Origin of the sequence: Ensifer sp. Root142, assembly GCF_001426785.1 — a bacterium.
GTDB classification, from domain to species: Bacteria; Pseudomonadota; Alphaproteobacteria; order Rhizobiales; family Rhizobiaceae; genus Ensifer; species Ensifer canadensis.
This window is the reverse complement of the sequence record NZ_LMFK01000005.1, coordinates 144,083-166,142: the sequence shown is the minus strand read 5'-3', so window position 1 is coordinate 166,142 and position 22,060 is coordinate 144,083. Positions and strand designations below refer to the sequence as shown.

Annotated in this window: 32 protein-coding genes; 17 read left to right on the top strand and 15 right to left on the bottom strand. The window is 57.4% G+C overall.

The genetic code is table 11. The features are described from left to right. Nucleotides 1-342 (top strand): hypothetical protein (locus ASD52_RS39525; protein WP_210179268.1); only part of this gene is annotated, 342 nt, incomplete at its 5' end. A 217-nt stretch (nucleotides 343-559) separates the two neighbouring features. On the opposite strand, the gene ASD52_RS39875 is transcribed toward ASD52_RS39525, so the two are convergent. Continuing rightward, the coding region (locus ASD52_RS39875) for a hypothetical protein (RefSeq protein WP_244497446.1) at nucleotides 560-1,021 on the bottom strand (462 nt) is incomplete at its 3' end. 196 nt (nucleotides 1,022-1,217) lie between these two features. Here ASD52_RS39875 and ASD52_RS39870 point away from each other — a divergent pair. Then, the gene (locus tag ASD52_RS39870; RefSeq protein WP_057223976.1) at nucleotides 1,218-1,571 is read left to right on the top strand and encodes a hypothetical protein; all 354 of its coding nucleotides are present in this window, start codon (nucleotides 1,218-1,220) and stop codon (nucleotides 1,569-1,571) included. Nucleotides 1,572-1,878: 307 nt separating this feature from the next. Here the strand turns inward: ASD52_RS39870 and ASD52_RS08900 are convergent, their stop codons facing one another. The 3 genes from ASD52_RS08900 to ASD52_RS08895 all read right to left on the bottom strand — a co-directional run bounded on the left by ASD52_RS08900 (nucleotide 1,879) and on the right by ASD52_RS08895 (nucleotide 4,000). Beyond that, nucleotides 1,879-2,427, bottom strand: a complete 549-nt coding sequence (locus ASD52_RS08900; RefSeq protein WP_277996382.1) for a DUF932 domain-containing protein — start codon at nucleotides 2,425-2,427, stop codon at nucleotides 1,879-1,881. After that, complete coding sequence (locus tag ASD52_RS40575) at nucleotides 2,418-2,723, bottom strand: DUF932 domain-containing protein (RefSeq protein ID WP_277996381.1); 306 nt, start codon at nucleotides 2,721-2,723, stop codon at nucleotides 2,418-2,420. Before ASD52_RS40575 ends, ASD52_RS08900 begins: the two co-directional genes overlap by 10 nt. 767 nt (nucleotides 2,724-3,490) lie before the next feature. After that, entirely contained in the window at nucleotides 3,491-4,000 is a 510-nt protein-coding gene (locus tag ASD52_RS08895) for a hypothetical protein (RefSeq protein ID WP_057223974.1), read from the bottom strand. 48 nt (nucleotides 4,001-4,048) lie between these two features. Between ASD52_RS08895 and ASD52_RS08890 the strand changes: the two genes are divergently transcribed. From ASD52_RS08890 to ASD52_RS08865, 7 genes are all read left to right on the top strand, one after another. Further along, nucleotides 4,049-4,315 carry a helix-turn-helix transcriptional regulator gene (locus ASD52_RS08890; RefSeq protein WP_057210374.1) on the top strand — a complete coding sequence of 89 codons (267 nt, stop codon included), beginning with the start codon at nucleotides 4,049-4,051 and terminating at the stop codon, nucleotides 4,313-4,315. Nucleotides 4,316-4,508: 193 nt separating this feature from the next. Further along, nucleotides 4,509-4,868: a hypothetical protein gene (locus ASD52_RS08885; RefSeq protein WP_057210373.1), complete on the top strand. Its 360-nt coding sequence runs from the start codon at nucleotides 4,509-4,511 to the stop codon at nucleotides 4,866-4,868. 43 nt (nucleotides 4,869-4,911) lie between these two features. Continuing rightward, a complete protein-coding gene (locus ASD52_RS38285) occupies nucleotides 4,912-5,049 on the top strand; it encodes a hypothetical protein (protein ID WP_156585824.1) in 138 nt (45 codons plus the stop codon). Nucleotides 5,050-5,104: 55 nt separating this feature from the next. Next, complete coding sequence (locus tag ASD52_RS08880; RefSeq protein ID WP_057210371.1) at nucleotides 5,105-5,347, top strand: hypothetical protein; 243 nt, start codon at nucleotides 5,105-5,107, stop codon at nucleotides 5,345-5,347. A 323-nt stretch (nucleotides 5,348-5,670) separates the two neighbouring features. After that, entirely contained in the window at nucleotides 5,671-5,919 is a 249-nt protein-coding gene (locus ASD52_RS08875; RefSeq protein WP_057223972.1) for a hypothetical protein, read from the top strand. Nucleotides 5,920-6,231: 312 nt separating this feature from the next. After that, entirely contained in the window at nucleotides 6,232-6,567 is a 336-nt protein-coding gene (locus ASD52_RS08870; protein WP_063991820.1) for a helix-turn-helix transcriptional regulator, read from the top strand. 63 nt (nucleotides 6,568-6,630) lie between these two features. Further along, entirely contained in the window at nucleotides 6,631-6,966 is a 336-nt protein-coding gene (locus tag ASD52_RS08865) for a helix-turn-helix transcriptional regulator (protein ID WP_063991819.1), read from the top strand. A gap of 73 nt (nucleotides 6,967-7,039) precedes the next feature. Here the strand turns inward: ASD52_RS08865 and ASD52_RS37105 are convergent, their stop codons facing one another. After that, nucleotides 7,040-7,237 (bottom strand): hypothetical protein, encoded by a 198-nt coding sequence (locus ASD52_RS37105; protein ID WP_057223970.1) that lies wholly within the window; start codon nucleotides 7,235-7,237, stop codon nucleotides 7,040-7,042. Nucleotides 7,238-7,386: 149 nt separating this feature from the next. Here ASD52_RS37105 and ASD52_RS08855 point away from each other — a divergent pair, with 149 nt between their 5' ends. Then, nucleotides 7,387-7,584 carry a hypothetical protein gene (locus tag ASD52_RS08855; protein WP_057258458.1) on the top strand — a complete coding sequence of 66 codons (198 nt, stop codon included), beginning with the start codon at nucleotides 7,387-7,389 and terminating at the stop codon, nucleotides 7,582-7,584. 127 nt (nucleotides 7,585-7,711) lie between these two features. Here ASD52_RS08855 and ASD52_RS38280 read toward each other — a convergent pair whose 3' ends face one another. Both ASD52_RS38280 and ASD52_RS08840 read right to left on the bottom strand, forming a co-directional pair. Beyond that, the gene (locus tag ASD52_RS38280) at nucleotides 7,712-8,029 is read right to left on the bottom strand and encodes a DUF2280 domain-containing protein (protein WP_057223967.1); all 318 of its coding nucleotides are present in this window, start codon (nucleotides 8,027-8,029) and stop codon (nucleotides 7,712-7,714) included. A 229-nt stretch (nucleotides 8,030-8,258) separates the two neighbouring features. Then, nucleotides 8,259-8,873, bottom strand: a complete 615-nt coding sequence (locus ASD52_RS08840; protein ID WP_244497444.1) for a putative metallopeptidase — start codon at nucleotides 8,871-8,873, stop codon at nucleotides 8,259-8,261. A gap of 84 nt (nucleotides 8,874-8,957) precedes the next feature. Here ASD52_RS08840 and ASD52_RS08835 point away from each other — a divergent pair, with 84 nt between their 5' ends. The 4 genes from ASD52_RS08835 to ASD52_RS08820 all read left to right on the top strand — a co-directional run bounded on the left by ASD52_RS08835 (nucleotide 8,958) and on the right by ASD52_RS08820 (nucleotide 10,348). Further along, nucleotides 8,958-9,161 (top strand): hypothetical protein, encoded by a 204-nt coding sequence (locus ASD52_RS08835; protein WP_057210362.1) that lies wholly within the window; start codon nucleotides 8,958-8,960, stop codon nucleotides 9,159-9,161. Between the two features lie 358 nt (nucleotides 9,162-9,519). Further along, a complete protein-coding gene (locus tag ASD52_RS08830; RefSeq protein ID WP_057210360.1) occupies nucleotides 9,520-9,741 on the top strand; it encodes a hypothetical protein in 222 nt (73 codons plus the stop codon). A 140-nt stretch (nucleotides 9,742-9,881) separates the two neighbouring features. After that, nucleotides 9,882-10,025, top strand: a complete 144-nt coding sequence (locus ASD52_RS37100) for a DUF3606 domain-containing protein (RefSeq protein WP_082571772.1) — start codon at nucleotides 9,882-9,884, stop codon at nucleotides 10,023-10,025. 65 nt (nucleotides 10,026-10,090) lie between these two features. Further along, complete coding sequence (locus ASD52_RS08820) at nucleotides 10,091-10,348, top strand: acyl carrier protein (protein WP_057223964.1); 258 nt, start codon at nucleotides 10,091-10,093, stop codon at nucleotides 10,346-10,348. 527 nt (nucleotides 10,349-10,875) lie between these two features. On the opposite strand, the gene ASD52_RS08815 is transcribed toward ASD52_RS08820, so the two are convergent. Both ASD52_RS08815 and ASD52_RS38275 read right to left on the bottom strand, forming a co-directional pair. Further along, nucleotides 10,876-11,226 (bottom strand): DUF2750 domain-containing protein, encoded by a 351-nt coding sequence (locus ASD52_RS08815; protein WP_057223962.1) that lies wholly within the window; start codon nucleotides 11,224-11,226, stop codon nucleotides 10,876-10,878. Between the two features lie 251 nt (nucleotides 11,227-11,477). Continuing rightward, complete coding sequence (locus tag ASD52_RS38275; RefSeq protein ID WP_057223960.1) at nucleotides 11,478-11,783, bottom strand: hypothetical protein; 306 nt, start codon at nucleotides 11,781-11,783, stop codon at nucleotides 11,478-11,480. 339 nt (nucleotides 11,784-12,122) lie between these two features. On the opposite strand from ASD52_RS38275, the gene ASD52_RS08805 reads away from it, so the two are divergent. After that, nucleotides 12,123-12,362, top strand: a complete 240-nt coding sequence (locus ASD52_RS08805; RefSeq protein ID WP_057223958.1) for a DUF982 domain-containing protein — start codon at nucleotides 12,123-12,125, stop codon at nucleotides 12,360-12,362. Nucleotides 12,363-13,573: 1,211 nt separating this feature from the next. Then, nucleotides 13,574-13,810: a hypothetical protein gene (locus tag ASD52_RS08795; protein WP_057210353.1), complete on the top strand. Its 237-nt coding sequence runs from the start codon at nucleotides 13,574-13,576 to the stop codon at nucleotides 13,808-13,810. A gap of 394 nt (nucleotides 13,811-14,204) precedes the next feature. Here ASD52_RS08795 and ASD52_RS08790 read toward each other — a convergent pair whose 3' ends face one another. The 6 genes from ASD52_RS08790 to ASD52_RS08765 form a co-directional block, all read right to left on the bottom strand. Continuing rightward, nucleotides 14,205-15,044 (bottom strand): transporter substrate-binding domain-containing protein, encoded by an 840-nt coding sequence (locus ASD52_RS08790; protein ID WP_057223954.1) that lies wholly within the window; start codon nucleotides 15,042-15,044, stop codon nucleotides 14,205-14,207. A 27-nt stretch (nucleotides 15,045-15,071) separates the two neighbouring features. After that, nucleotides 15,072-16,226, bottom strand: coding sequence for an alanine racemase (locus ASD52_RS08785; protein WP_057223952.1), 1,155 nt, complete (start codon nucleotides 16,224-16,226; stop codon nucleotides 15,072-15,074). Continuing rightward, complete coding sequence (locus ASD52_RS08780; protein WP_057223950.1) at nucleotides 16,223-16,981, bottom strand: ABC transporter permease; 759 nt, start codon at nucleotides 16,979-16,981, stop codon at nucleotides 16,223-16,225. Before ASD52_RS08780 ends, ASD52_RS08785 begins: the two co-directional genes overlap by 4 nt. Nucleotides 16,982-16,991: 10 nt before the next feature. Then, on the bottom strand, nucleotides 16,992-17,669 hold the full coding sequence (locus tag ASD52_RS08775; RefSeq protein WP_057223949.1) for an ABC transporter permease: 678 nt from the start codon (nucleotides 17,667-17,669) through the stop codon (nucleotides 16,992-16,994). Further along, nucleotides 17,666-18,421, bottom strand: a complete 756-nt coding sequence (locus ASD52_RS08770; protein ID WP_057223997.1) for an amino acid ABC transporter ATP-binding protein — start codon at nucleotides 18,419-18,421, stop codon at nucleotides 17,666-17,668. The genes ASD52_RS08775 and ASD52_RS08770 overlap by 4 nt, the downstream gene beginning before the upstream one ends. 531 nt (nucleotides 18,422-18,952) lie before the next feature. After that, the gene (locus ASD52_RS08765; RefSeq protein ID WP_057223947.1) at nucleotides 18,953-19,861 is read right to left on the bottom strand and encodes an AraC family transcriptional regulator; all 909 of its coding nucleotides are present in this window, start codon (nucleotides 19,859-19,861) and stop codon (nucleotides 18,953-18,955) included. Nucleotides 19,862-20,726: 865 nt separating this feature from the next. On the opposite strand from ASD52_RS08765, the gene ASD52_RS08760 reads away from it, so the two are divergent. Then, on the top strand, nucleotides 20,727-21,773 hold the full coding sequence (locus ASD52_RS08760; protein WP_057223946.1) for an IS110 family transposase: 1,047 nt from the start codon (nucleotides 20,727-20,729) through the stop codon (nucleotides 21,771-21,773). Nucleotides 21,774-22,060 lie beyond the last annotated feature (287 nt).

The following is a 22,060-nucleotide window of genomic DNA, read 5'->3' as shown; positions in this document are numbered from 1 at the left end:
ATCACCTCGCTCCGCATTGTTTCCTTCCCGCTTGTCAGGTTGCCGGAGGCGACCCGGAGCGCCAGAGGCGCGAACCACAGCCCTGCCGGAGGCGGGGCAACGTCGAGTTTGTACCACAAACTTGACTATCCTGCCACAGAAAAGACAACTATAATTTATTATCAATCTCAATCCGCAGATACCGACGATCTCGATCCGACCACCTCGGCCGATTGGCGCGAACCGACAAACTCCGGCGCGAACAATTACCCATTGTTAACGCGCTCATCCCCACTTGCAGCGCTGGCAACTGATTATTCATCGTTGATAATCAGCAATCAGCAATTGTTGATTGCCTATTGACCATTACCCGTCGTCAGCGGGCAATCATCGGTCATCAATCATCAATGGTGAACGAGCAACGGGCAATAATTACGTTGCRAAAGGCAACTTTTGTAATTAATTATAATTTATCCTTGARCTGAAGGAGCCACCATGATCGTCACTATCGCCAACCCGAAGGGCGGAACCGGGAAGACCACGCTCGTTCGCGCGCTGGCGGGGACGGCAGCCCATGCGNGCTGAAGGAGCCACCATGATCGTCACTATCGCCAACCCGAAGGGCGGAACCGGGAAGACCACGCTCGTTCGCGCGCTGGCGGGGACGGCAGCCCATGCGGGCAATGACGTGTTTCTGATCGAYGCCGATAGCCGCGCCAACACGATGCGCTGGGTCACGATGTCGAAACAGATGAATGTCTGGCCGGAGCGCCTGGAAGCGGAAAGCTGCCTCGATCCGAACCGCATCTACAAAATGGCGCTCSAGCGCMARCRCCAGGGCRAAGTCGTCTTCATCGACATCGAGGGAACGACGAACGAGAACTTGTTCGCCGGCCTCTACTGCGCCGATATCGTTCTGATCCCGCTGCAGACGACCCAGGACGACGTCGTCGCCGGTATGCAACTCGCGCTCAATCACATCCCCGTGGTCGAGGAGGATCAGAAGCGCAAGCTCGCGGCGATGATCGTCATCAACCAGCACGATCTCGTCACCGGCCGGGCMAAGGCRCACGAACCGCTACGCGAAATCCTGCGGGAAAGTGGGGTCGCCCTCGCATCCCAGCCAATAGCGCGGCGCGCCTCCTATCAATCGATTGGCGCGGCCGGAACGCTGCAGACCAGACGCTGCTTGGCGAAGTCCTCGCTCTCTATAGATCGACCGCGAAGGAGGCTCAGTTATGAGCGAAGGACCGGACAGCAAGAATCTCGTCCTTGGGCTGATTTCGACTGGCCGCGAGCGTCCAACCGTGCGCGAAAAGCCGGCCGCCTCCCCTGCGCTGATAAGCCCCGACGATGGCGGCCGCACCCCGTTCCGCGATCTGGTTGCCAAGGGCGAAAGCCGCGATCCGATCGCCGGAAAGCGCTTTCGCGACACCGAAAAGGTCACCACCGGAATCCATATTCGTGCCGAGGTCCACAAGACGTTGAAGATCCTCGCGGCCATCGAGCGCCGCAAGTTCAATAGCTACATAGAGGAGGCGATCGACGACTATCTCCTGAAAATCGCGGACCGGATTCCCGATATTTCCTGACCGGGAGAAGCGGACGCTCACGCGCTTGTCGGCCGTTACGGGGATCACTGGCTACTGGCCTTCAGATGGCGGTGATCGCTTCGTCAAGGAGTAGGACACCAGCCAGCTAGGTCCGTGCGAATTGCGAAGCGCCTGCAGGATGCCGGTGGCAACGCCGACCGTTTTCGAGCGCGTAAGCCTGAAGAGTGGCGTGCTCTTTAGGGGTGAGAGTGCGAAGTTTGGTCATAATAATGCTTCCTTCGAATGGGCGGATTTCCGAGCGCTAGGCGATGCGCCGCCTCTTTCGGCGGCACACCTGATTGCCTGCTCACGCCTTCAGGGCCGCCATCCTTTCGCCGAGGAGCCAAAGGGCTTTGTTGAGCTTGATATCCTGATCGATCCCATTAACGGCGCGGGACTTTACACGACGGGGCCTTCCGAGATCGTCACGGCCGACGCCGCGCAATCCGCCCTTAATGGCGTTCTCCTGAACCACATTCCAGACGGTCCATAGATCATTGGCGCGGTCGTCGTGGCGGCGGGGCACAAGCAACTGCTCCGCCCTGATGGGCGTGGTCGTCTCGCCTTCGTTGTCTCCAAAGCGGAGAACATGGGCGGCATCCGCAAGAATGCCCGCCTCCTCATGGTTCATCCGCAAGGTCGACCAGTCCTGTGGGGCGGCAAGGGTGCGCTCGGCCTCGCCGAGAACGCGATAGGTGCCCTCGATAACCTTGTGTTGGACGTCACCGGAATGACGGACCTTGATGGCATCGATGGTGCCGGTCTGCGTCACTAAGGAATTGAGGCAACGGACACGGAAAAGCCCGGCCATCAGCTCGTAGGCGCTGGTTCCGTCATTGGCGTTTTTCAGGAGAATTTCGCAAACGGTGTCCCCAACACTGTAGATCTTGCCGTCATCGATGCGGCGCAGAGAAGATGCTTGGTGAAATCGGCCTTGCCTTCGATGCGGCTGCGCGACTGCTTGGCGCCGACGGGCATGAAGCCTTCGTTCATAAGGCCGCGCAATACTTCGATGGTCGGGATGGGTTTGAAACGTTCGGACCGGCTCTCATGGGCGGTCACGGCAAAGATTGACGGCGCGATGTGGCGCATTTCGGTTTCGGTCAGGGTACGGCCGGTGTCGAAGCGGGCGGTGCGGGCGTAGATGCTCATTGTCTGTCTCCTGTTTTCCCGTTTCCCGAAGGGAAGCCCCTTTCGGGCGAAGCCTCCCCGGTCTTTCCGGGGGAATGGCCTCTGACATTCCCCCGGACAGAGGGGGGTGGGCTTGAGCCCGCCCCACGGCGGGGAGCGAGACTGTCAAGCGGCGTGGCGCGGAAGGTGGCGCATCTTCTCGGGTCCGCCCTCGGCGGACTGGCGCGGGAGATGCAACGGCTTCACGGGCCGCTTGACCGGCTCGGGCACCGCTGTCATGGGGCGGAAACAAAGATGTGGCCCGGAACGGGCTTCCTGTACGGGCGCGAAGCACCCGACTGGACAAGCGATCGTTACCGCAATCGGCGGAGACAGCCGAAGGCAGGCTTCGTGCCGGCGGCATCGAGCGCGGCCGACCGGAACGGGCGGTGGCTCAGAGGGACAAGTCGCCCAAGAGTTTTATTGATGGTTGTGAGCCCTGCTCTCCGAAAACGGGTTGAAGATGCTGCGCGATGACGTCGATGGTGTAACCTGTTCACCGTCCCGCTCGTAGTTGGCATTCGAGATCCGGGAGCGACATAGACGAGACCTGCCCGACGCTATTGATCCACTCGGCCTGCTTTTTGTCGAGGATCGCAACCTGGAATCAGGCGGTCGCCGACTTGCTGTCGCCATGTGGCAACCCATTCCCGATTGGTGGCAAATGTTCACTTTCAAGACGTGGCCGAGAAGGGTGTGGCGGTTGCCACATCGCATGGATTAAACCTTCCTTACCCGCTCGAATCCGTTTACTTGTGCAAGCCGAACCAATGCCGCTCGGTTTTGCCAGAAGTATCATTCTTGATGTCGAAGAAGTAGGGCTCTGACCTGAGAGGCCGAGAAATGGAGACCGATTGTATGCAGCGCCGCTGCCGATCAGAGTTGTAAAGACCGTGCGCATTGCCTTGGCAAATGTTGACTGTCTTGATGCACAGGTCGCCCTTCCTGGGGAAGCCGTCGCCGTCCCTTCTGCTCCTCACCTGATAGCCTTCCGGGCATTCCGCATATCTCTCGTAGCCTGGCGATCCCGTCCCTCCTTCGGGGCAGGTCGGCCAATTGAATCCCGGCTTCTTCATCGCGGAGATGAGGCGAGCCATCGGCGGATGGCAGGCGGGAACACCGCGCCAAGAGGGATTGGAAGACGACGCGCACAGCAAGACTTCGCAACCCCATTCGCTCCCAGAAGCGGGGGTGGGAAGCGCGGCGGTCGTCAGAAACACTGCGACGAGGACGGTTACAGACTTAGCTTTGGCAAACATCGGCAATATCCCATCAAACACAGCAACGAGTAAATTATAGTTTATCCTATGGCGACGAGCAAGCGTAAGAAGCCCGACACAGACCTTGGGACGATGATCCTGCGAAACATGGCGATGGTCATGGAGCGCGAGCGGGAAAAGCGCGGGCTGGCTAAAAAAGATATGGCTCGTCTCTGTGAGATTACCAATCCTTACTATTTTGGAATCCTCAATGGGACAGCCAACCCTTCCTTGCAGGTCATTACGCGGATAAGCACGAATCTGAAGGTTCCTCTGCAAGAGTTGATGATGGGCGTGAAATCCAGCGACAGCTGAACTTTGATTGGCCAACGTTGTATCGTTCCGGTCACGGAGCCATTGCGGGCATTAGAAATTATAGTTTATCATCGCCCCACGTTATCGCTTCGAACTATGCATTCGGACCAAAGGGGATGAGACAATCCTGAAGAAACCGTTGGCTGCGGCACTGCTCCTTGCGGCGACCACCGCAAGTGCGGGAGACAATCCAATGTGGCGTAGCGGCCTCACCTGGACCTGCGCTTTCACCTCGGTCATTCGGTGCGAGCGGCTGATCGATTGCAAGTCGAGCGGGGAGATCGGCGAAATCGCGGTAGACTATAGCGAGAACCGACTGATCGATGAGGCGGGAAACGACCATCCGATCAAGCGCCACTACGTCCAAACCGTCGCCGGCAGTCCGATCGGCAGTGAGGTGAAAATCGAACTCGCGACAAATGAAGTGGTGTGGCTTTCACCTGTCGATGAGGCTGGAACATTTTCCGACAATTGGATCGGCGCGATGCTATCGCCCAAGGCAGGCGTGATCGTGCAAGAGCTTCGACCGTTGATTTGCGGACCTAAGAAATAGGCCGGAGTCGATCCGCTGGCCCGGCTGCGCGAGGTTTTGCTTTGTGGTGGTCTTCCTGCTTGCTCAAGCCAATTGGGTAAACGGGGTCGACGACGACATGTGGCGCGACGTGCTCGACGAGGCCTATCGGCGCGGCTGGACGGACAGGCGCGTCAAGATCGAAGGCGAATCGTTAAATTAGCGGAGCCTTGCAGAACGCGGAGTGCGCCCTACCATCTTCGGCAGGAGGAAACGTCATGCGGAAAATTCCTGCGCCGAAGCATCCAAAATACCACCCAGATCGCGACCTCCTTTGCCAGGAGGCGTTGGAGGGCGAATTCCTATCGCTTGCCGATCGAGCGCAACTGTCTGGTTGGTCACGCGAGGAAGTCGCGACGGCATTGATCGAGCTTGCAGACAACTATTTCCTAGAAAATGCCGATCTCGAAATATTCGAGCTTGGTGCCGGGGTTGTGCTCCTCGCGAGGAAGCCGCACTAAGCGCCTCCCTAAATCTGGTCGTTGACTCTCTGCGCCGATGAGAACATTTGTAGAACGGATTTTCTCAGAAGGCATTGAGGATGAGTGACGAAGTCGGCGCTACCAAAAGAGCGGAAAGCGGTCTTGTCGAGCACCTATGCGAACATCCAGGCTGCAGGAAGTGGGGCGCGTTCGGCTATGCCCACGGACGGGCGGCACCAAATTGGTATTGCTTCGAACACCGGATCGAATGGCCACCGGCCAAGAAGTCCTGATCCACCGGCGCTGGCGGGCGCCTTTCACGACATGCGGCTTGTCAAAACCTCGATCGAGGAAGAAAGCGCATGTCTGGGAAACAGCCGGTCATTATAGATACGCTCGGAAAACTGCTGGATGACGGCTATCAATTTAATCTCTGGTGCTTGGACTGCAGCCGCGGCGGGATCAGCCCGATCGAGCCGTTTGTGAAGAAGCTCGGGCGCGACCATCCGATCTATATCAGAGGCCACGCTAAGTGTGCCAAGTGCGGCCGCAAGAATGTCGAGGTGCGGATACAGGCGCCGGCTGGTGGCGTGCGCCCGGTTCAGGGATGACGCCGATCGGCGCCAGAGATAATCGCCGTGGCGCTACTTGGCGCCAAGCATCGAGGGGTGATCTCCGCCACCGCTCGAAAGCGCCTGTCTACCCACAGATCTGCGAGTTGTGATGCCAAGGGGTCTTGTTCCATATAGGCCCGAGTTTCAGAAGCGGAGTGCGTATACATGGCCAAGATGAACGAAACCTCGATGGCGCTTTCCCTGCAAATTGGTGAGCGTCTCAGAACAATCCGTCAAATGCGGGGGCTTTCGCAGGAGAAGGTGTCTTGTTCCATATAGGCCCGAGTTTCAGAAGCGGAGTGCGTATACATGGCCAAGATGAACGAAACCTCGATGGCGCTTTCCCTGCAAATTGGTGAGCGTCTCAGAACAATCCGTCAAATGCGGGGGCTTTCCCAGGAGAAGGTGGCGGCATCGCTTGGCATAACGTTCCAGCAGATCCAGAAATATGAGCGCGGGGCGAACCGCCTCTCCGTTCCAACCTTGATTCAAATCTGCGAAGTCCTGAACGCCCACCCGATGGAAATCATCGGTGACTTTTCAATGGACGAAAAGGCCGAGAGACCGAACGTGCTTGTCCAGCGGCTTGCTATTGCGGAAAGCAAACTCTCTCGGATGCAGAAAATTTTGGCCGAGCGGGATTGATGCGGGAACCTTTTTNGGTCTTGTTCCATATAGGCCCGAGTTTCAGAAGCGGAGTGCGTATACATGGCCAAGATGAACGAAACCTCGATGGCGCTTTCCCTGCAAATTGGTGAGCGTCTCAGAACAATCCGTCAAATGCGGGGGCTTTCSCAGGAGAAGGTGGCGGCATCGCTTGGCATAACGTTCCAGCAGATCCAGAAATATGAGCGCGGGGCGAACCGCCTCTCCGTTCCAACCTTGATTCAAATCTGCGAAGTCCTGAACGCCCACCCGATGGAAATCATCGGTGACTTTTCAATGGACGAMAAGGCCGAGAGACCGAACGTGCTTGTCCAGCGGCTTGCTATTGCGGAAAGCAAACTCTCTCGGATGCAGAAAATTTTGGCCGAGCGGGATTGATGCGGGAACCTTTTTTCGGGCACTCTGTTTAAGTTGTTCCCCGAACCTTGATTAGGCCCCTCTTCCCCGGGGCCTATTTTTTGAGCTCGAAGACGTCAACGTTATCGGCCAGCTCGCGCAGCCCTTTGAACGATGGATGCCGTAGCTTCCCGTCGCTGGTGATCTCGGTATAGGTGACCTCGGCGACGAATACCGGCTCGCAGAACATGGAGCTTGCCTCCGAAGGAACGCGACACAAATGCCCGAGGAACGGGCGAAGAAGGCTATTCATCGCTGTTTAGAAAAGACATGTTCCTGAGAAAATGCGCGCAAACTCGCCGCCCAGGTTTCACCTCCGGAAGCTGATTGCCGTCTCTCCCACGATTTGCAGTGTAATCCCCCAGCAACGGCGCAAACTCGATGTCGGCTGGGATTAGGGCTATGGTGATTGCATCTCGATACGAGATTATACTCCCTGACGAGTTCGCAAAGATTGCGAGCGTCTTTCATGATCTGCTGGAAGAATTGAATCTGTCGCCAGGCAGCGAGCGAGCCGACACGCTTGCTGCAGACCTTATCCGTTTCTATCAAAGCGGGATTCACGATATCCAAGCGCTCAAACTTTTGATGAAGCCCTAGCTGGCCTCGCGAGTTTTTGGCGCAAAAAGCGGCCTTCCCTGCAGAGTTGCGGAACGGAAGGCCGCGAGAATTTGGCAATGATCTAATCTACGCGCTTAAACTAAGAATGGCGAGACGCTCGATTGGTTTAAACCTTTCCGATTATAATCAACACGATTCGCCGTATGGCTTCGGCGAAGCTGACACCGAGCGCCATCGCCGCAATGCCGGTCACGCCCGTGTCCTCAAGGAACGTCTTGCGGGTCTCTTCGAACAGAGCCCGCCACTTGGGCGCCAGGCCCGATGCAGCCTTCTTGTTCGGGTCGTGGCTCTCGACGAGCTGTCGGCTCACATCGAGGCCGAAGTCCTTCTTGACTGCCGCGGCAACGACCGATGGGCTATCGAAGCAAGCCAGCGCCTGCACGATGTAGGTCTTGACCTCATCGGAGACTTTTGGTTTGGCCATTGATCCGTCAAAGTCCCGTCAAAGGAGCGGCAATTGGAACGATACAGCGCCGACAGACTGAAACTACAGCTTACTGGACGCGGGCAGCACCAGTGGGAGTGGCAGGTCCTATTAGATGGCGGCAAGCCTATCCGATCAGGCCGCTTGGTTGGGGCTCGGATCCGAGCGAAGGCCGAGGGGCGAGCAGCAATGGAAGAGCTGACCGCTTTCGATATGGACTAGGCCACCCTTAGCTGACACGTGCCACATGCGTTGCGATCCGCACTCTTGCGATCTCGGGCTTCTGGTTGGCTGCATCGACCATTGCGCGGACGCCGGCGGCATCTGCCCCATAGCGACGGACAACGCCGACGAACTCCTCGACATCGTGACCACGGATGACGAACACCGGGCGGCCAGTCGATCGGCTGAACTTCGGTGCGCCGAAAGCATCGACATCCTGGGCCGCGTGATAGAGCTCGTGTTCGACCAGCGCCATGAACTCGGCGTCTCCGCATTCTCGGCAGTGATCGGCGTCCAGTGTGATGATGAGATTAGGGACGGATCCGAACCACTCGACGACCTGTTGTTCTGCCCAGGCGCGGGACCACTTGCCCATTGTGCCTTGCGGTGAGCCGGTCTCGCACTGGCCTATCACCCGCTTACCCTTGCGATTGTTCTCAACCACGGTCCAGAGATAGCCGATGTGGGCATTGGCAAGATGCTCATATTCCGGATTGGCGACCGGCGATGAAGAGTCGAAGAATGTCGCTTCGACCCATTCACCGACATCGGCCGCCGGGACGAACGATTTGAAGTCATCCCCGAACATTGTTTCAGGCGGTGTAGGGCGCTTGGCGATCATAATTTGCCTTTCGTCAGCGCCGGGGTGAACCTTTGTTTGTCGCGCGCCTTTTCATTACTGGAGCAACAACATCGGGAGGTTTGAATGAACGAGGATATTATCGAGCGGCTGAACGCTGTCAGTCAGAGGCTTCACACGCGTTCACTCGAATTGGCTCACCCGGATCAAGACCACGATCTTTCCCTGATTATGCAAAGCCTAGCGATCACAATGGAGGCAGTCAGCGCGCTCGGCGCTACAGTCAACCGACTTGACGGTTTGCAGGGGTTCGGCAGAGCGGGCGATTAAGCCCAGCTCTTCCTTTCCGGCAAGCGGGATCAGGTTCGCATTCGATCCGGTTCGAGGCTGAGGCCGTGGCTGTCATAGCTCTCGCGGGAGACTGGCGGGAGTTCGACAATCTTGCAATAGGCGGTGGTGCCCAGGCTGCGAATGCCATGTGCGACCGGCGCCGTACCGGACGACGGCGAGTGCGAAGAATGCGACGATCGTCGCGACCGCCGCGAAGATGTCCGCGATCGCAAACCAGTGGTGGAATCCGTGGTGATGTGAGAAGCTATGAAAGCGCATTCTGGTTCCTTTCTGCTGAAGTGAGACCTCGCGTCTCGATGGCGTTTCATCGTTCCGTGAATCCGAAGGAGAGATGGCGATGCAGTACAACTGGACCGTGCTTGAAGCTGAATACCAGGGCAAGGATATTGACTTGGTCTCTACTGACCCGCTCGTCGGTCGCCTCGAGTTGATGGCCGAGGACGACGAGGTCATTGAGGTCACGCTCGACCGGGTAATGGCGGAAACCTTGCTATCAGCCTTGCTGAAATTTCTCGGACAGGGTGAAGGCGCGGATGCCTCCAGAGTCACCGCGCATTAATCGGTTGCGGCGGCAAAATTCGAACCTGCGACGTCCAGCTTTCTGAGCTGGCGAGCCACCGGGCTGCTCTACTCCGACAGAACTTGGAACATACCTGGGGCTCTCGCGGTAGTGTTTGGCCACACACAAGGAGGAACCCAATGGCAGACGACAAGAAAAACGTTGGCCGGGATCGCGGCCGCGTCGCCGCCGGACAGGCCTACGAATTGAACTACTTCAAGCGGAAGCACGGCCTCACCGAATGCCAGGCCCGCAAGATCATCAAGGAAGCGGGCACCTCGTGAGAGAAGGCAAACGCCTTAGCTGAAAACCAGAAGAAGGTTTAATAGAACGCATCGGAGCCAGCCCTATGAAGATCACAAGAACCGATGTTGCCACCCGCATGAAAATGATCTTCATCGAAGTGTTAGATGTCAAAGTTACTGACCTTCCAGACGACGCTTCGATTGTCGACGATCTAGGAGCAGATGCCCTGAAGATTTCGCAACTGTCGATGATGATCGAAGAAGAGTTCGGAGTATTCATCACAACCGAGTTAATGGGACAACTCGTGACGGTCGGGGACGCGATCGAGTTCTTAGCCGCACATGAGCGCGACGGAATTTAATCTAAGACGGAGAACGAGCAGCGAACATCCACAGGACATACAGCGCAAGTCTACTCGTGGTGAGTAGGAACGAATTGAGATCAAAGGCCGGGGCGTGTCACTTGACCGTGACACCAAGTTCGGGCGCACCCTCTGCCGACCAGCATGAGCATATTTCTCCGGCAGGACCCGCGCCGTAGCCGCATTCCTTTTTGGGTGTCTTGCACTGCCGTGGGCTGCGCACTTCAGAAAGCGCCTTTGCCTCGGCTATCGCCATCGCCCTACTCTTTCGGGTGCTTTTGAGCTTCGGCTGCGCCTTTGCTTTTGCTATCGTTTGGACCTTCGGGCGATTACTGGTCGTCTGCGATGAGCCGGTCTCACTGCAAGACGAAAAAAGCAAAAGAGCTCCGACAGCGAAGGCAATTCCCGGCACAAACTTCAAAGCGCACCCATTTAAACGAACCAACGCTTCAATATGGACGCTTCCTGGAGGTCCTACCGGGCGCGAGAAAGGGCGGCTTGGCCGCCTGATTTTGGATGTATTTCTTCTACGAGCCGGATGCAAGCCTTCTGCGAGCGTCGGCAGGCGCGACATCGAAGCCAGTCGCACGCTCACCGCTCCAGTTTATGCCAACCCTAATGGCATCCTTTTCCAACCCTACCAACCAACGATCGCGAAACACCTCCAGGGTAAGCTGGTGTGGCGTGAAGTCACGATACGACGCAACAGTCTCAATAGTGAGCCGAGCCCGAGTTTCTGACGACCAGAAAGGCATGGCGGCTTCGTTTGATTGATTTGTCGAAGTTGGAAAGCCCGCGTCGTCACGTATGGTCCAAACGAGCTTGCTCTCGGCGATTTCCTTGAAGAAGATTTCATAGTGGGCCGCGGCGATGCTCATTGGACCAGCTATGGCGTCCCTGTCCCTTTCCGCAAGGTGTCAGCACCGAAATTCAGGCAATATTAGGCTATGGCGAGAGGCGGTGACATCCTCCCTAAGGCCCGGCGAGTTTCCCTCTAATCGAGGTTCGCAATCAAAACAAATCACCAAAGATTTCAGTGATTCTAAGCGCTTTGTCGATTAGTTCAAGCGGTAGATCGACGTGAACAAGCCTCCAAGATATTCGACCACAGCTTTGACCGTGCTCGGGGCTACCCGAACGACTGTCGACCGTGGGAATTCTTCATGCAATTGCCTGCGGCTTCGCTTCTTTCGCGCGTCGCGAGGCGGGCATGCTGGGTTTCCCGTGGCGGGGCTTGCTGATGAGGACGATTGCGGGGCTTGGCAGCGTTGCGCAGCCAATTGCGCCAGGTCGCCGGCCAATCGAGCTTGGTGGCGTCCTTCCCGGTTTTGGCGTTCCAGTAGTCCCGGAACTTGTCGAACTCGGTCATGGCTTGGGAGCGATCGAAACCGAGCTCGACGGCGAAAACCAGATTGGGCTGGAAGTCGGCAGGCAAGCGCCCCGCGTTTGTTGTCCGAGCGAAGGGAGGATGGGGTGGGGTTAATTTCTTTAGGGGGTGTGGGGGACCTTTCTTTATCAGGGGCCGGGGGAGTGGTGGAATCCACCGGACTTCCATGGGCCTGCGGAGACTTCGCCTCACCCGCTTCCGAGTACATGCGATAGTTCCAGGCCGGATCGGCCATGATGAAATCGAAGGAGTGCGGCGGCAAGTCGCCGAAGGGCCACATGTCGGGGAAGAGCCTCATCCTGCCACCCAAAATTTCGGCAGGATCGCGCCCTTGGAACAGATCCCTCTAATATGCGTTTTTGGGAAGCCTGCCCAACGGAGGACACGATGATCACCATCTGGGATGAAAATGTTGAGTTGAAGATTGACGATCGTTTTCACGTCATTAGGAGCGCCCGAGAGGCGGTCGCGTTCCTGATGAAGTCCTGGCCCGACACCAAGAGCGCGAGTTACGCAACAGCTCGGAAGGCCTGCCTGGATGCCGCCAAAGGAATAGTCCCTAGCGCGCAAGCAAGGGCGGCGTTTGAAGCCGCCGCCAAGGAAGCCGGCATCCTGCGACAACGTTGATGTTGCCCTGCCCGAGGTGAGAAACTGAATCATGCCGGTGCCACGCGCTTTTCGAGGGCAGCCAGGGACCGATTGCAGCGGCCACCGCAGGTGAGACCTAATTGCCGACGCACGAGACCTGGGCGGCCATTGATATCGGAATCGATCTTGTAGTCGGCCGGGAAACCCTGAGCCGAGTAAAGCTCGCGAGGCGTCGGCTGTGGGGGCAAGGCATCAGGCCCCTATGGACCTTGAAAGGATCGGTAGATCCCGTCTGAAATTGAGGCTTCCAGCGTTGCGAGCATTGATTGATGTGCAACAGAGCCGGCTTTTCGAGCGTTATGTGAGCAACACGCCCTCGCCGCCATGGCTGGCATTCCCTCAGTCTCTGCGAATGCTACGCCACTTTGGTTTTCATGGTCGACGATCTGCGCAATGAGGATCCGGTCCGCGCTGAGCTGCTGGCCGAATAAAAGACCATGTGCCGCGCCATGGAAGCAGACGCGGTAGCGATGATCGAAGGTGAAAGAACGCGAGGTGGTAGTAGGCCGCCGTGCGTAATTGCAACTACAGTCAAGGAGCGGCGTTTTCCTAGTGGCAACGACGCGAGGAGGCTGAAATGCGTCACACAGAGCGAGAGAAAAAGGATTACGATCACGATCTACTGATGATCGTGGCATTGACGGTTTCCGGTTTGCTGATCATTGGCGCGACTTTGCTGGCGTTGGCAATCTGATTAGAGCCAGCAGAACCACGCGGAATGCAATCAGGTTCAATGCCTCGGATTCCGCCAATATTGTGCAAGCACCGGATCGTGTTCCAAGTGCTCCTGCCAAGCGGCCTCCGGTACCTGACCCGATCGGTAAGCCTCAATAAGCAAACGCTGATCGTCGGTTAGGTCAGGCTCGACTTCGGCAGGATACCAATGGAACAATCCAAAGACCGCCTCGCCGATATCTCTCATGTGGATCGACATCAGACACCTCGCGTCTCCATCTCGTGGTAAACGCATGGGGACCTGCGATGTTTCAATGAGCCATAGACCGTTGATCATCACCGCAACGGCAGGAACAGTTGGAGCGGGGCGGATGGGGCATGATTGGAATGACGCGCGCAGGCGCCGGATGAAGATTGTGTGATTTGGAACGGCCGTCGCACTGGCGGCCTTACTGGCATCAGTCGCAGCTCAGGTGATGACGCGAGCGATCTGAGGACGAAGGCGAGAGAAGCGAATGGCAAACATCCTGGAATTTCCGCTAACTCGAGATCAGCGCGGCGCCAAGGAACGGCTGGTTAAGGCGATGCGCGAGTTTAACGCTGCCGTGAAGTTCGCCGCGAAAACTGGACTTCAAGTTGAGGTTTCACAGGTTCGTTGCTACGCCACCTACAGCGTCGAGCCCCTTACGCTCGTCAGCGTCGCCGCTAACATTCCGGGCAAACTGCCGGAGTTCGACGGCTTAGAGTTCTAGATTTAAGGCTCTTGGCAGGCACGACGCGATTGCCCATCACAGGCTATGCGCCTCGCGCCACATGGTTTCGAGCTGCTCGGGCATGATCCCGAGCTGAGCGGCTATGGTTGCGGGGCCGAGGCGAAGCTCTCGCGCCGTCAGCGGACCATTCTTGGCAGCCGCTTCCTGCTCCGCCCGTTCGGCTTCGAGCTTCGCCAGTGGCCTCAGCGTTGCGAGTGTCGGCGTCCTTCACCTTGGCGCTCAAGATGATTTTCATTGTCGTTCAGGGGAACGAATTCGCCGGCTGCTGCTTCTGTTTCTTTACCGGGATATCAGTCGGCATGATTTCCAGCACGGGATCTGTTGGGGACCTAGTCGGCATCCAATGGTCGTGTCGGAGGGAATTGCGCTGATCTTACTGCGTGACAAGGTCCGCACCGAACCACTTCAGACTGATTGCCCTTAACGTACCATCTGCTTGAATTGCTCGAATGGCGTCGTCGAATTTTCGTGATAGCACATCGTCTCCCTTCCTTAGGCCGATACCGATACCTGGGCCGAACAGTCCTCCGGAAATACGTGGGCCATAGAGATGTGCAGAGCCACCATCCTTTGATTCCAGGAAAGCTTTCCAAACGGAGAAATCCGCCAAGCCGCCATCAAGCCGTCCAGCGAGGAGGTCGAGATTTAGATTGTCTTGCTTATCATAAGTGCGCACCTCGACAATGTCGCCAAAATACTCCCTGATGAAAGCCTCCGCGTTCGTGGAACCTTGCACGCCGATTGATTTGCCTCTGAGATTTTCCTTCAAGTCCGCGAGGATGCTCGCACCGGCCTCCGTTTCCTTTGAAAGGTCGAGCTTCGCCTCGTTGTCCATCTCGGGGAGCTGGAGCGACTTGGAAACTACGAAATAGTTGGAAGTCAGGGCATAGGGCTCTGAGAAGGCTATAACCTGCCGGCGCTTCTCAGTTATCGACATCCCAGCCATGACGGCATCGTATTTTCCGACCGTCAGTGCCGGAATGATGCCGTCCCATGCCTGCGTTGTGAATTCGCATTTCAGATTCGCGCGTGCGCAGAGTGCCACGCCGACATCAATGTCAAAGCCGATTGGCTTCCCGGATGTATCGACTGCGTTCCAGGGCGGAAAGGCGCCTTCTGTTGCAACTCTGATCGTTCTCCCATCTTCGGCATGGGCCATCCCGGCTAACGAGCCGACAACGACGACACTTAGTATCATTTTAAACGCGTTCATTTGGTTCCCCTTTTGTCCGTTGCGGGTTCAGGTGTAGATTCGCGGGATATGGTCACGCAGGCCTGCGTAGAGGCCGATAACGTCAGTTCCCCAAAGCGCCGCGATTTCCTCATGGGTGATCACTTCGTCGCCTTGTCTGCCGAGCAGTACGACCTGGTCGCCGAAGCGCGTTTCAGGGACCTCTGTGAGGTCGATGCGCAGGTGCTCGAGGTGGGCCGGCGGCAACAGCCGGGCTCGTTTACCGCCAACAATCGCTTCGGCATTGCGGGGAATTACTCGAGGAAGGCCGTCCCCCCATCCCATGCCAAGGACGCCGAGGACCATAGCCGGCCGGAACCCTGGAATTTCCGGGATCGGACCGAGCGAAACATCGAGGCGTTTCACAGCGACGACGGTGGTGCAGATAGCCTTCAAAGCTGGTCGCAAGGTAAGATGCCGCGTGGGCCGCTGGGCCTCTGGCAACCCAACAAAAAGTGCCCCCGGGTCGACCGCATCCAAATCCATATCCGGATATGTGAGGACACCCTCGGTGCTCGACATCATGGCAATAACGGGCCGGTCTCCGCGCGCTCCAGTCAAGATCGCCTGCATTCGCCCAAGTTGATTGACCGCGTCCGTTGGCTTTGACGTTGGCAACTCGCTCAGGTGTGCATAGATGCCGTCGACCTGCACATCCGAATCTGCGTGGGCCGCGGCAAGTAGCCCGCCTGCCTCTAGCGGCGTCGCACCTGCACGAAAGAAACCCAGGTCAACCTTGATAAAGACGCGGGTTCTCGTCATCACGGACCGCCAGCGCTCCAGTTCATCGATACTGGAAACGCTAACCGTTAGATCGAGTGCCTCCACCATCGGCCCCGCTGTCGGCAAGGCTCCTGGGTAAAGAAGAATTGGATGCCCTACTCCCGCCCTGCGGATCGAAACGGCGTCTAGAAGCGAGGCGACCGCAAAACCATCAGCACCCTCCGACTCCAGCGCGCCAGCGACCGGCCCGGCACCGCACCCGTACCCATTCCGCTTCAGGCATGCATAGATCTTCACGTTCGTCGGCAGCTGCTCGCGGAGTTGCCGATAATTGTGCCTGATTGCACCTAGATCAATTTCATACCAGCTTCCTCGCAGAAGGGCGGCCTCAGCGCAGCCAAGATCATGCTCTTGCGAGAAAGGGACCAGGAGAGCGGTCATCGCGCCACCTTCCCTATCGCAAGTTTCTCCTGCGAACTTTGGGCGAGCTCACGACTATCGCTCTCAGCCTGGACGCGGCGCTGGTGGACCGTGATGTGTCTCTCCAGTCGCCCGAAGAGCTGGACGAGCACGAATGTGAAACCGAGATAGATCAAAGCCGCAGAAATGAAGACCTCGTAGGGAGAGAAGGTTTGCGCCACGATCTTCCGGGCCGTGCCCGTCAATTCCATCATGGTTATGGTGCTGGCGAGAGAGCTCGCCTTCAGCATCAGCACCACCTCATTTGCATAGGCGGGAAGTGAGAGGCGAAGGGCGATAGGCAGAACAATCCGCCGCGTGCGAAGCGTGTAGGACATGCCGAGTGCCTTCGCCGCCTCGATCTCCCCTCCAGGCACGGCGCGTATTCCACCGCGGAGAATTTCGGTGGTGTAAGCGGCGTTGTTGAGGGAAAACGCGATGAGCGCACACCAAAAGGGTTCCTTCAGTATGGCCCAGGCAAAGCTCGAACGGATCCACTCGACCTGGCTCGCACCGTAGTAGATCAGGAAAAGCTGAACGAGGAGCGGCGTTCCACGGAACGCGAATGTATAAAGAAGCACCGGATGAGAGAGTGCGGTCATTGTCGATGCGCGCATGAGCGAGAGCGGTAACGCGATGACGAAGCCAAGCAAGACGGAGGCGACCGTCAGTTGGGCGGTTAGAAGCGCTCCCTCAAGCAGAGGCGGCAGAACGTCAACGATAAGGTGCCAGTTCATAATTGTTTACTCATTCTGCGATACGGGCGCCGCGATTTGCGCGCCGTTCAAGCAAGGTCAGGCCTACCAGGGAAACGGAAGTGAAGGAGAGATAGAGGCCGGCGGCGATGGAATAGAAGGTCAGAGGATCGTGAGTTGAACCCGCCGCCACACCGGTCTTGCGCATCAGATCCTCGAGGCCGACTACGGAGACGAGAGCCGTATCTTTCAGCAGGGTGAGCCAGAGATTTCCGATGCCCGGCAGCGCGTATCGCCACATTTGCGGGAGGATCACGAGCCGCCATGTATGGGGAGTAGACAGGCCGAGAGCTTGTGCTGCCTCGATCTGGCCCACCGGCACGGCTCGGATCGCGGCCCTGAAGACTTCGGTCGCGTAAGCCCCGAAAACGATGGTCAGCGAGAATACGCCCGCGGCAAACGCATCGACTTCGACATAGCGACCGAACATCGCCGTCATTGCAACGGTGCCGCCGAAATAAAGGATAAGAATGAGGAGGAGTTCGGGAACTCCGCGAATAATCGTGGTATAGGCATCCGCCGATCGCTTGAGTATCTGAAACCGACTCAGTTTTGCCATCGCGCCGCAGAGACCGACAAGAATCCCCAAAACCAAGCTGGTCAACGCAACGCGTAGCGTCGTTAGCGCCCCGGCAGCGATCTGATCGCCAAAGCCCTGCAGCTCCATCATTGACGCAACTCCTCGCGCTGCGCCGACAGGAATTGCTTTAGTCGGGGTGACGTTGGGTTGCTGAAGAATGCTTCCGGTTCAGCCTCTTCTTCGATCTGTCCCTGATGGAGGAACACAACTCGGTTCGAAACTTGCCGCGCAAAGCCGAGTTCATGGGTAACGATCAGCATCGTCCTCCCCTCTTCTGCAAGTGAACGAATGACCTTCAACACCTCACCCACCAGTTCGGGATCGAGGGCCGACGTTGGCTCGTCAAAAAGGAGGATCTCGGGCTCCATCGCCAGAGCACGCGCAATCGCAATACGCTGTTGCTGGCCGCCGGAAAGGTGGGAGGGATAGGTATGAAGTTTGTCGGCCAGACCAACCTTAAGCAGCAGTTCCTCCGCCCGAAGGCGGGCGTCCCGTTTGGACAAACCCAAGACGTGTATCGGCGCTTCGACGATGTTTTCGAGGACGGTCTTGTGAGACCAGAGATTGAAGCTCTGGAACACCATCCCGAGTTTCACGCGCAGGGCATTGATTTCCCGCTGCCCGGTCCTGCCGGGCCGAGCTCTAACCTGTCGCCCCGATATCCAGATTTCACCGCCGCTCGGCTCCTCCAGGAAATTTAGGCATCGCAGCAACGTGCTTTTTCCCGAGCCGCTGCTGCCGAGGATGGAAATAACGTCGCTGCGGTGAGCAGTGAGGGAGACACCCCTGATGACCTCAAGGTCGCCAAAGCGCTTCTTGAGACCGCGAACACGTAACGCCATGCGTGCGTCGGGTGGGCTAAAACGATCATCGGATTTGGCGTTGCTGTTCACAATGGCATCCTCGGCTGTTGTTCTCCGAGGATGACCACTCTAGCTGGATCGCGCTTGCCGGGGATTGACGCATCTGCACGATCTGATCAAGAAATCATATGGACCGGCCCTGAAACTTATCAGGCAGAGGCAACCCATTGCCGCGAGGACACGAGCCGAATGCTCGTGACCTAATAACTATCTTGTATGGTCGAGGACTATTTTTTCTGGCACACCGCGGAGCGCCTGCGCAGGCAGCGGGTGTGGCAATGATCCGGTCAGGATTGCCGGGCGGGAACGACGCCAATCAGCTCCGTCGTTGCATCTTTTTGAGCTGCAACCACCCGTACCGGCAGGCAACGCCGGGGGACGCCCTCCGGCTAATCTCATTTAAGCGCTGTCACAGCACCTCCGCCGTTTGGTCGCCGTCGGAACTCCTAAGCTGCGCAATTTGTTCGGGTCCTACGCGCTGGCCGCGTCGAACCTATGCCCTTGCGCGTATTATCTGGATTCTCGGCTTGGCCAAGCTCCACGATAGGCCCCGGGTGTCACTCCGACCTCTCGGCGAAACGCATTTGAGAAGTGGCTCGAATTTGAAAAGCCGCAGGCCAAGGCGATGTCCGTAGCGGACATCGACGAATGGCGCAGATATTCCTTTGCTCTCTCGATCCTGCGCCGGATGATAAAGGCATATGGCGGACAACCAAGCGACTGCTTAAATGCCCTGCAGAAGTGGGGAATACTGAGGCTCACCACCTCGGCCAATTGAGAGAGAGATAAACCGACGTCGAGGTTTTCGTCGATTTTCTCAATGACCCTGTTCAGGCTTGTCGGCGTCAATCCGCCTTTGCTGACGGAGGGAACGTACCTTTGCCTGCGAAACAACTGTGCGACGATCGTCGCTACATAGCTTTCGACAAGAATAGTACTGAGTGGCCCTTGGTCTCGTATTTCTGCTCCGATCCCACGCGCCGCATTCATGAGGACAGGGTCCTCACAACCCATCTCCGGCGACAGCGAGGGTTGCAGCTCAGGCATGGTGCGGCCGAGAAGGTCCGTTACAAACGACGGATCGACCAAGATTGAAAGATAAGCCGCCCTGGGTGCCCCGGTCTCCCATCCTTGCCAGTTGCTCCCGGCCGGGATGAAAAGAACCGAACCTGGTTTTCTACGCGCAAAGGGAACGGGTTTTCCGTCCAGAAAGTACTGGCCTTGCTCACAGTCGCCTTGCACATTGAGCACGACCAGATGCCGGGTCGGTGTGATTGCGATTTCTTCCTTCTCCAATCCAGTCCGTCGAACGAATTCAGCTTGCACACGCCCCCAAGACTTGATCTCGCGGGAGATTGTTCGGCAACTCCCGGTCTTAAAAACGGAATTCGGCTCTGAGGTGGCAACGATCAATGACATGGGACCTCCCCGATTTGGGGCAATCCTTTGCCATGGAAAGCGATGAACGATGACAGGAGTGCGCCGTTCTGATTGGCGGGGTGTCGAGCTTGACTGATCGAAGACGAGTCGAGTGAAAGTAGACGTCTGACTGTTGTCGCGAATTTCCGCTTCCGCATCGGCCGCTCCCCGGAAAGAGAGTTTGTCGCGGTACGCCCCCGCGAAACTCACTAAACCTCCGAATGATCGGGGAGTTGGAAACTGTCCGTGACAGCCCTGTGGCCTTTAGTTCCGGAGAACCTGGACATACGCCACAGGCTCCCCGACCCAAAGGTCAGAGAGTGTGATGCTGAATCGACCAGCATCAGTCGCACGGAGGGGTTTCCACGCCCCAAGGCAGCGCGTACTGCCTCACGATCAAAATAGAGGACCCGACGATGCTTCGCTAGGGTCAAGTGAGTAAAAATTGTCGACGATGATAATATCGCGGCACGATTGTGATGTTCTGGCACTCTCACGCAAACGAACGCGCCTTTGCGCGGGGTTGGTTTCGGGGCGGGACACGTGTCTCGTCCGACGGACCTTGGCATCGACTTGGAAAAGAGCGAAGGGCACCACTGCCGGGTTTGGCTTTGAAAAATCCGCCGCAGCGGCCTGAGAGGGAGAGCATATCGGAACCGTAAGCATAGCGACCCACCAGGGTACGGCGGGAATTCGCGCATGCCGAGACCAGTTAAAAGGGCCGCCGCGGGAGGTTCAGCATAGATGGGGTAATCGGCTTCGTGCCCCATCTTCACCGATCGGAGGAAGGTGCTGCGCACCGAGCTAATGATAAAACGTGGTCTGTATGAAACAGCCACAAACATCAGAAAGAGGAAGCGCAGCCATGAAACATTACGCCGGCCTCGATGTCTCGGTCAAAGAAACCAGCGTTTGTATTGTCGATGCAAGCGGCAAGACCTGCCGGGAGAAAAAGGTAGTGTCTCACCCGCAGGACTTGGTTGCCATCCTGCGTGATCCCGCGCTCAGCTTGGAACGGGTGGGACTTGAGGCCGGGCCAATGTCGCAATGGCTGTTCGAAGGACTGGCAAAGGCCGGCCTTCCGGTATTCTGCATCGAGACGCGCCACACGAAGGCCTTCTTAAAGGCTTCGCAAACGAACAAGAGTGATCGCAACGATGCGCGCGGCATTGCGCAAATGATGCGGGTCGGTCTTTTCAAGAGCGTACACGTGAAGACGCTTACGAGCCAGAAGCGCCGCGCTCTGTTGACGGCTCGCTCGCTGTTACAGGAAAAAGCGATCGCTCTCGAGAACGATATGCGTGGGCTGCTGCGCAATTTCGGGCTGAAGGTCGGCGTCGTCTCCGGGGGTACGTTCGAGGAGAAGATACGCGAACTCATTGAGGCGGACCCCGATCTGGCGGAAATCATGGAACCTTTGCTCGCTGGACGGCGCAAGCTGCGCGAAGAATTCGCCAAACTGGACAAGAAGGTTGCCCACGAGGCGAGGTGTGATGAAGTTTGCAAGCGGCTGATGACGGTGCCTGGGGTCGGACCGGTTGTCTCGCTCGCCTATGTCTCGACGATCGACATTCCCAGTCGGTTCCGCCATTCGCGGGCGGTGGGAGCCGTACTGGGGCTCACGCCGGTGCTCAACCAGTCCGGCGAAAGCAAACGGATCGGTCATGTCTCCCTATGCGGGGATGCCATGATGCGAGCGCTTCTGTATGAGGCGGCGCAGACGATGCTGACGCGTGTGGTGAAATGGTGCTGGCTCAAAGCATGGGCAATGAACATTGCCAGGCGGCATGGCAGAAAGAAAGCCAACGTTGCATTGGCGCGCAGGCTTGCTGTGGTGATGCATCGGATGTGGGTGGACGGCTCAGAGTTCCGCTGGACGCGGGAGGAGACAGCCGGCGCCATGCCCGCATAAAGTAGTCAGTTCTAAACGCAATCAAAGAAAGAGAAATTCAAAGCTCCGCCTCGCGGAGGAAGACGTCCTTCGCGGACGATGGTGATGTGAGTTCGTGGCCGTCGCTTATACCGATGATCCGTCATCAGGATGCAGCATAGATTGGACCACATCATCTACTGGACCCCATCGTGGGAGGGCCTAGTGCCGATCCCGGAGAGAAGCGCGGGCCGCGAAGAAACGTTGAACGCCGCACAAGTGGGACAGCTCGAAAAGCGCTTGACCTCAACACGCCGATTAGAGAAGCG

Excerpts from the sequence above, each read along its gene's own strand:
- ASD52_RS39870 (WP_057223976.1), top strand. The coding sequence starts at position 1,218 with ATGAGCGAAGGACCGGACAGCAAGAATCTCGTCCTTGGGCTGATTTCG.
- ASD52_RS40575 (WP_277996381.1), bottom strand. The coding sequence starts at position 2,723 with ATGAGCATCTACGCCCGCACCGCCCGCTTCGACACCGGCCGTACCCTG.
- ASD52_RS08895 (WP_057223974.1), bottom strand. The coding sequence starts at position 4,000 with ATGTTTGCCAAAGCTAAGTCTGTAACCGTCCTCGTCGCAGTGTTTCTG.
- ASD52_RS08890 (WP_057210374.1), top strand. The coding sequence starts at position 4,049 with ATGGCGACGAGCAAGCGTAAGAAGCCCGACACAGACCTTGGGACGATG.
- ASD52_RS08885 (WP_057210373.1), top strand. The coding sequence starts at position 4,509 with ATGTGGCGTAGCGGCCTCACCTGGACCTGCGCTTTCACCTCGGTCATT.
- ASD52_RS08880 (WP_057210371.1), top strand. The coding sequence starts at position 5,105 with ATGCGGAAAATTCCTGCGCCGAAGCATCCAAAATACCACCCAGATCGC.
- ASD52_RS08875 (WP_057223972.1), top strand. The coding sequence starts at position 5,671 with ATGTCTGGGAAACAGCCGGTCATTATAGATACGCTCGGAAAACTGCTG.
- ASD52_RS08870 (WP_063991820.1), top strand. The coding sequence starts at position 6,232 with ATGGCCAAGATGAACGAAACCTCGATGGCGCTTTCCCTGCAAATTGGT.
- ASD52_RS37105 (WP_057223970.1), bottom strand. The coding sequence starts at position 7,237 with ATGAATAGCCTTCTTCGCCCGTTCCTCGGGCATTTGTGTCGCGTTCCT.
- ASD52_RS08855 (WP_057258458.1), top strand. The coding sequence starts at position 7,387 with ATGGTGATTGCATCTCGATACGAGATTATACTCCCTGACGAGTTCGCA.
- ASD52_RS38280 (WP_057223967.1), bottom strand. The coding sequence starts at position 8,029 with ATGGCCAAACCAAAAGTCTCCGATGAGGTCAAGACCTACATCGTGCAG.
- ASD52_RS08840 (WP_244497444.1), bottom strand. The coding sequence starts at position 8,873 with ATGATCGCCAAGCGCCCTACACCGCCTGAAACAATGTTCGGGGATGAC.
- ASD52_RS08835 (WP_057210362.1), top strand. The coding sequence starts at position 8,958 with ATGAACGAGGATATTATCGAGCGGCTGAACGCTGTCAGTCAGAGGCTT.
- ASD52_RS08830 (WP_057210360.1), top strand. The coding sequence starts at position 9,520 with ATGCAGTACAACTGGACCGTGCTTGAAGCTGAATACCAGGGCAAGGAT.
- ASD52_RS37100 (WP_082571772.1), top strand. The coding sequence starts at position 9,882 with ATGGCAGACGACAAGAAAAACGTTGGCCGGGATCGCGGCCGCGTCGCC.
- ASD52_RS08820 (WP_057223964.1), top strand. The coding sequence starts at position 10,091 with ATGAAGATCACAAGAACCGATGTTGCCACCCGCATGAAAATGATCTTC.
- ASD52_RS08815 (WP_057223962.1), bottom strand. The coding sequence starts at position 11,226 with ATGAGCATCGCCGCGGCCCACTATGAAATCTTCTTCAAGGAAATCGCC.
- ASD52_RS08805 (WP_057223958.1), top strand. The coding sequence starts at position 12,123 with ATGATCACCATCTGGGATGAAAATGTTGAGTTGAAGATTGACGATCGT.
- ASD52_RS08795 (WP_057210353.1), top strand. The coding sequence starts at position 13,574 with ATGGCAAACATCCTGGAATTTCCGCTAACTCGAGATCAGCGCGGCGCC.
- ASD52_RS08790 (WP_057223954.1), bottom strand. The coding sequence starts at position 15,044 with ATGAACGCGTTTAAAATGATACTAAGTGTCGTCGTTGTCGGCTCGTTA.
- ASD52_RS08785 (WP_057223952.1), bottom strand. The coding sequence starts at position 16,226 with ATGACCGCTCTCCTGGTCCCTTTCTCGCAAGAGCATGATCTTGGCTGC.
- ASD52_RS08780 (WP_057223950.1), bottom strand. The coding sequence starts at position 16,981 with ATGAACTGGCACCTTATCGTTGACGTTCTGCCGCCTCTGCTTGAGGGA.
- ASD52_RS08775 (WP_057223949.1), bottom strand. The coding sequence starts at position 17,669 with ATGATGGAGCTGCAGGGCTTTGGCGATCAGATCGCTGCCGGGGCGCTA.
- ASD52_RS08770 (WP_057223997.1), bottom strand. The coding sequence starts at position 18,421 with ATGGCGTTACGTGTTCGCGGTCTCAAGAAGCGCTTTGGCGACCTTGAG.
- ASD52_RS08765 (WP_057223947.1), bottom strand. The coding sequence starts at position 19,861 with ATGTCATTGATCGTTGCCACCTCAGAGCCGAATTCCGTTTTTAAGACC.
- ASD52_RS08760 (WP_057223946.1), top strand. The coding sequence starts at position 20,727 with ATGAAACATTACGCCGGCCTCGATGTCTCGGTCAAAGAAACCAGCGTT.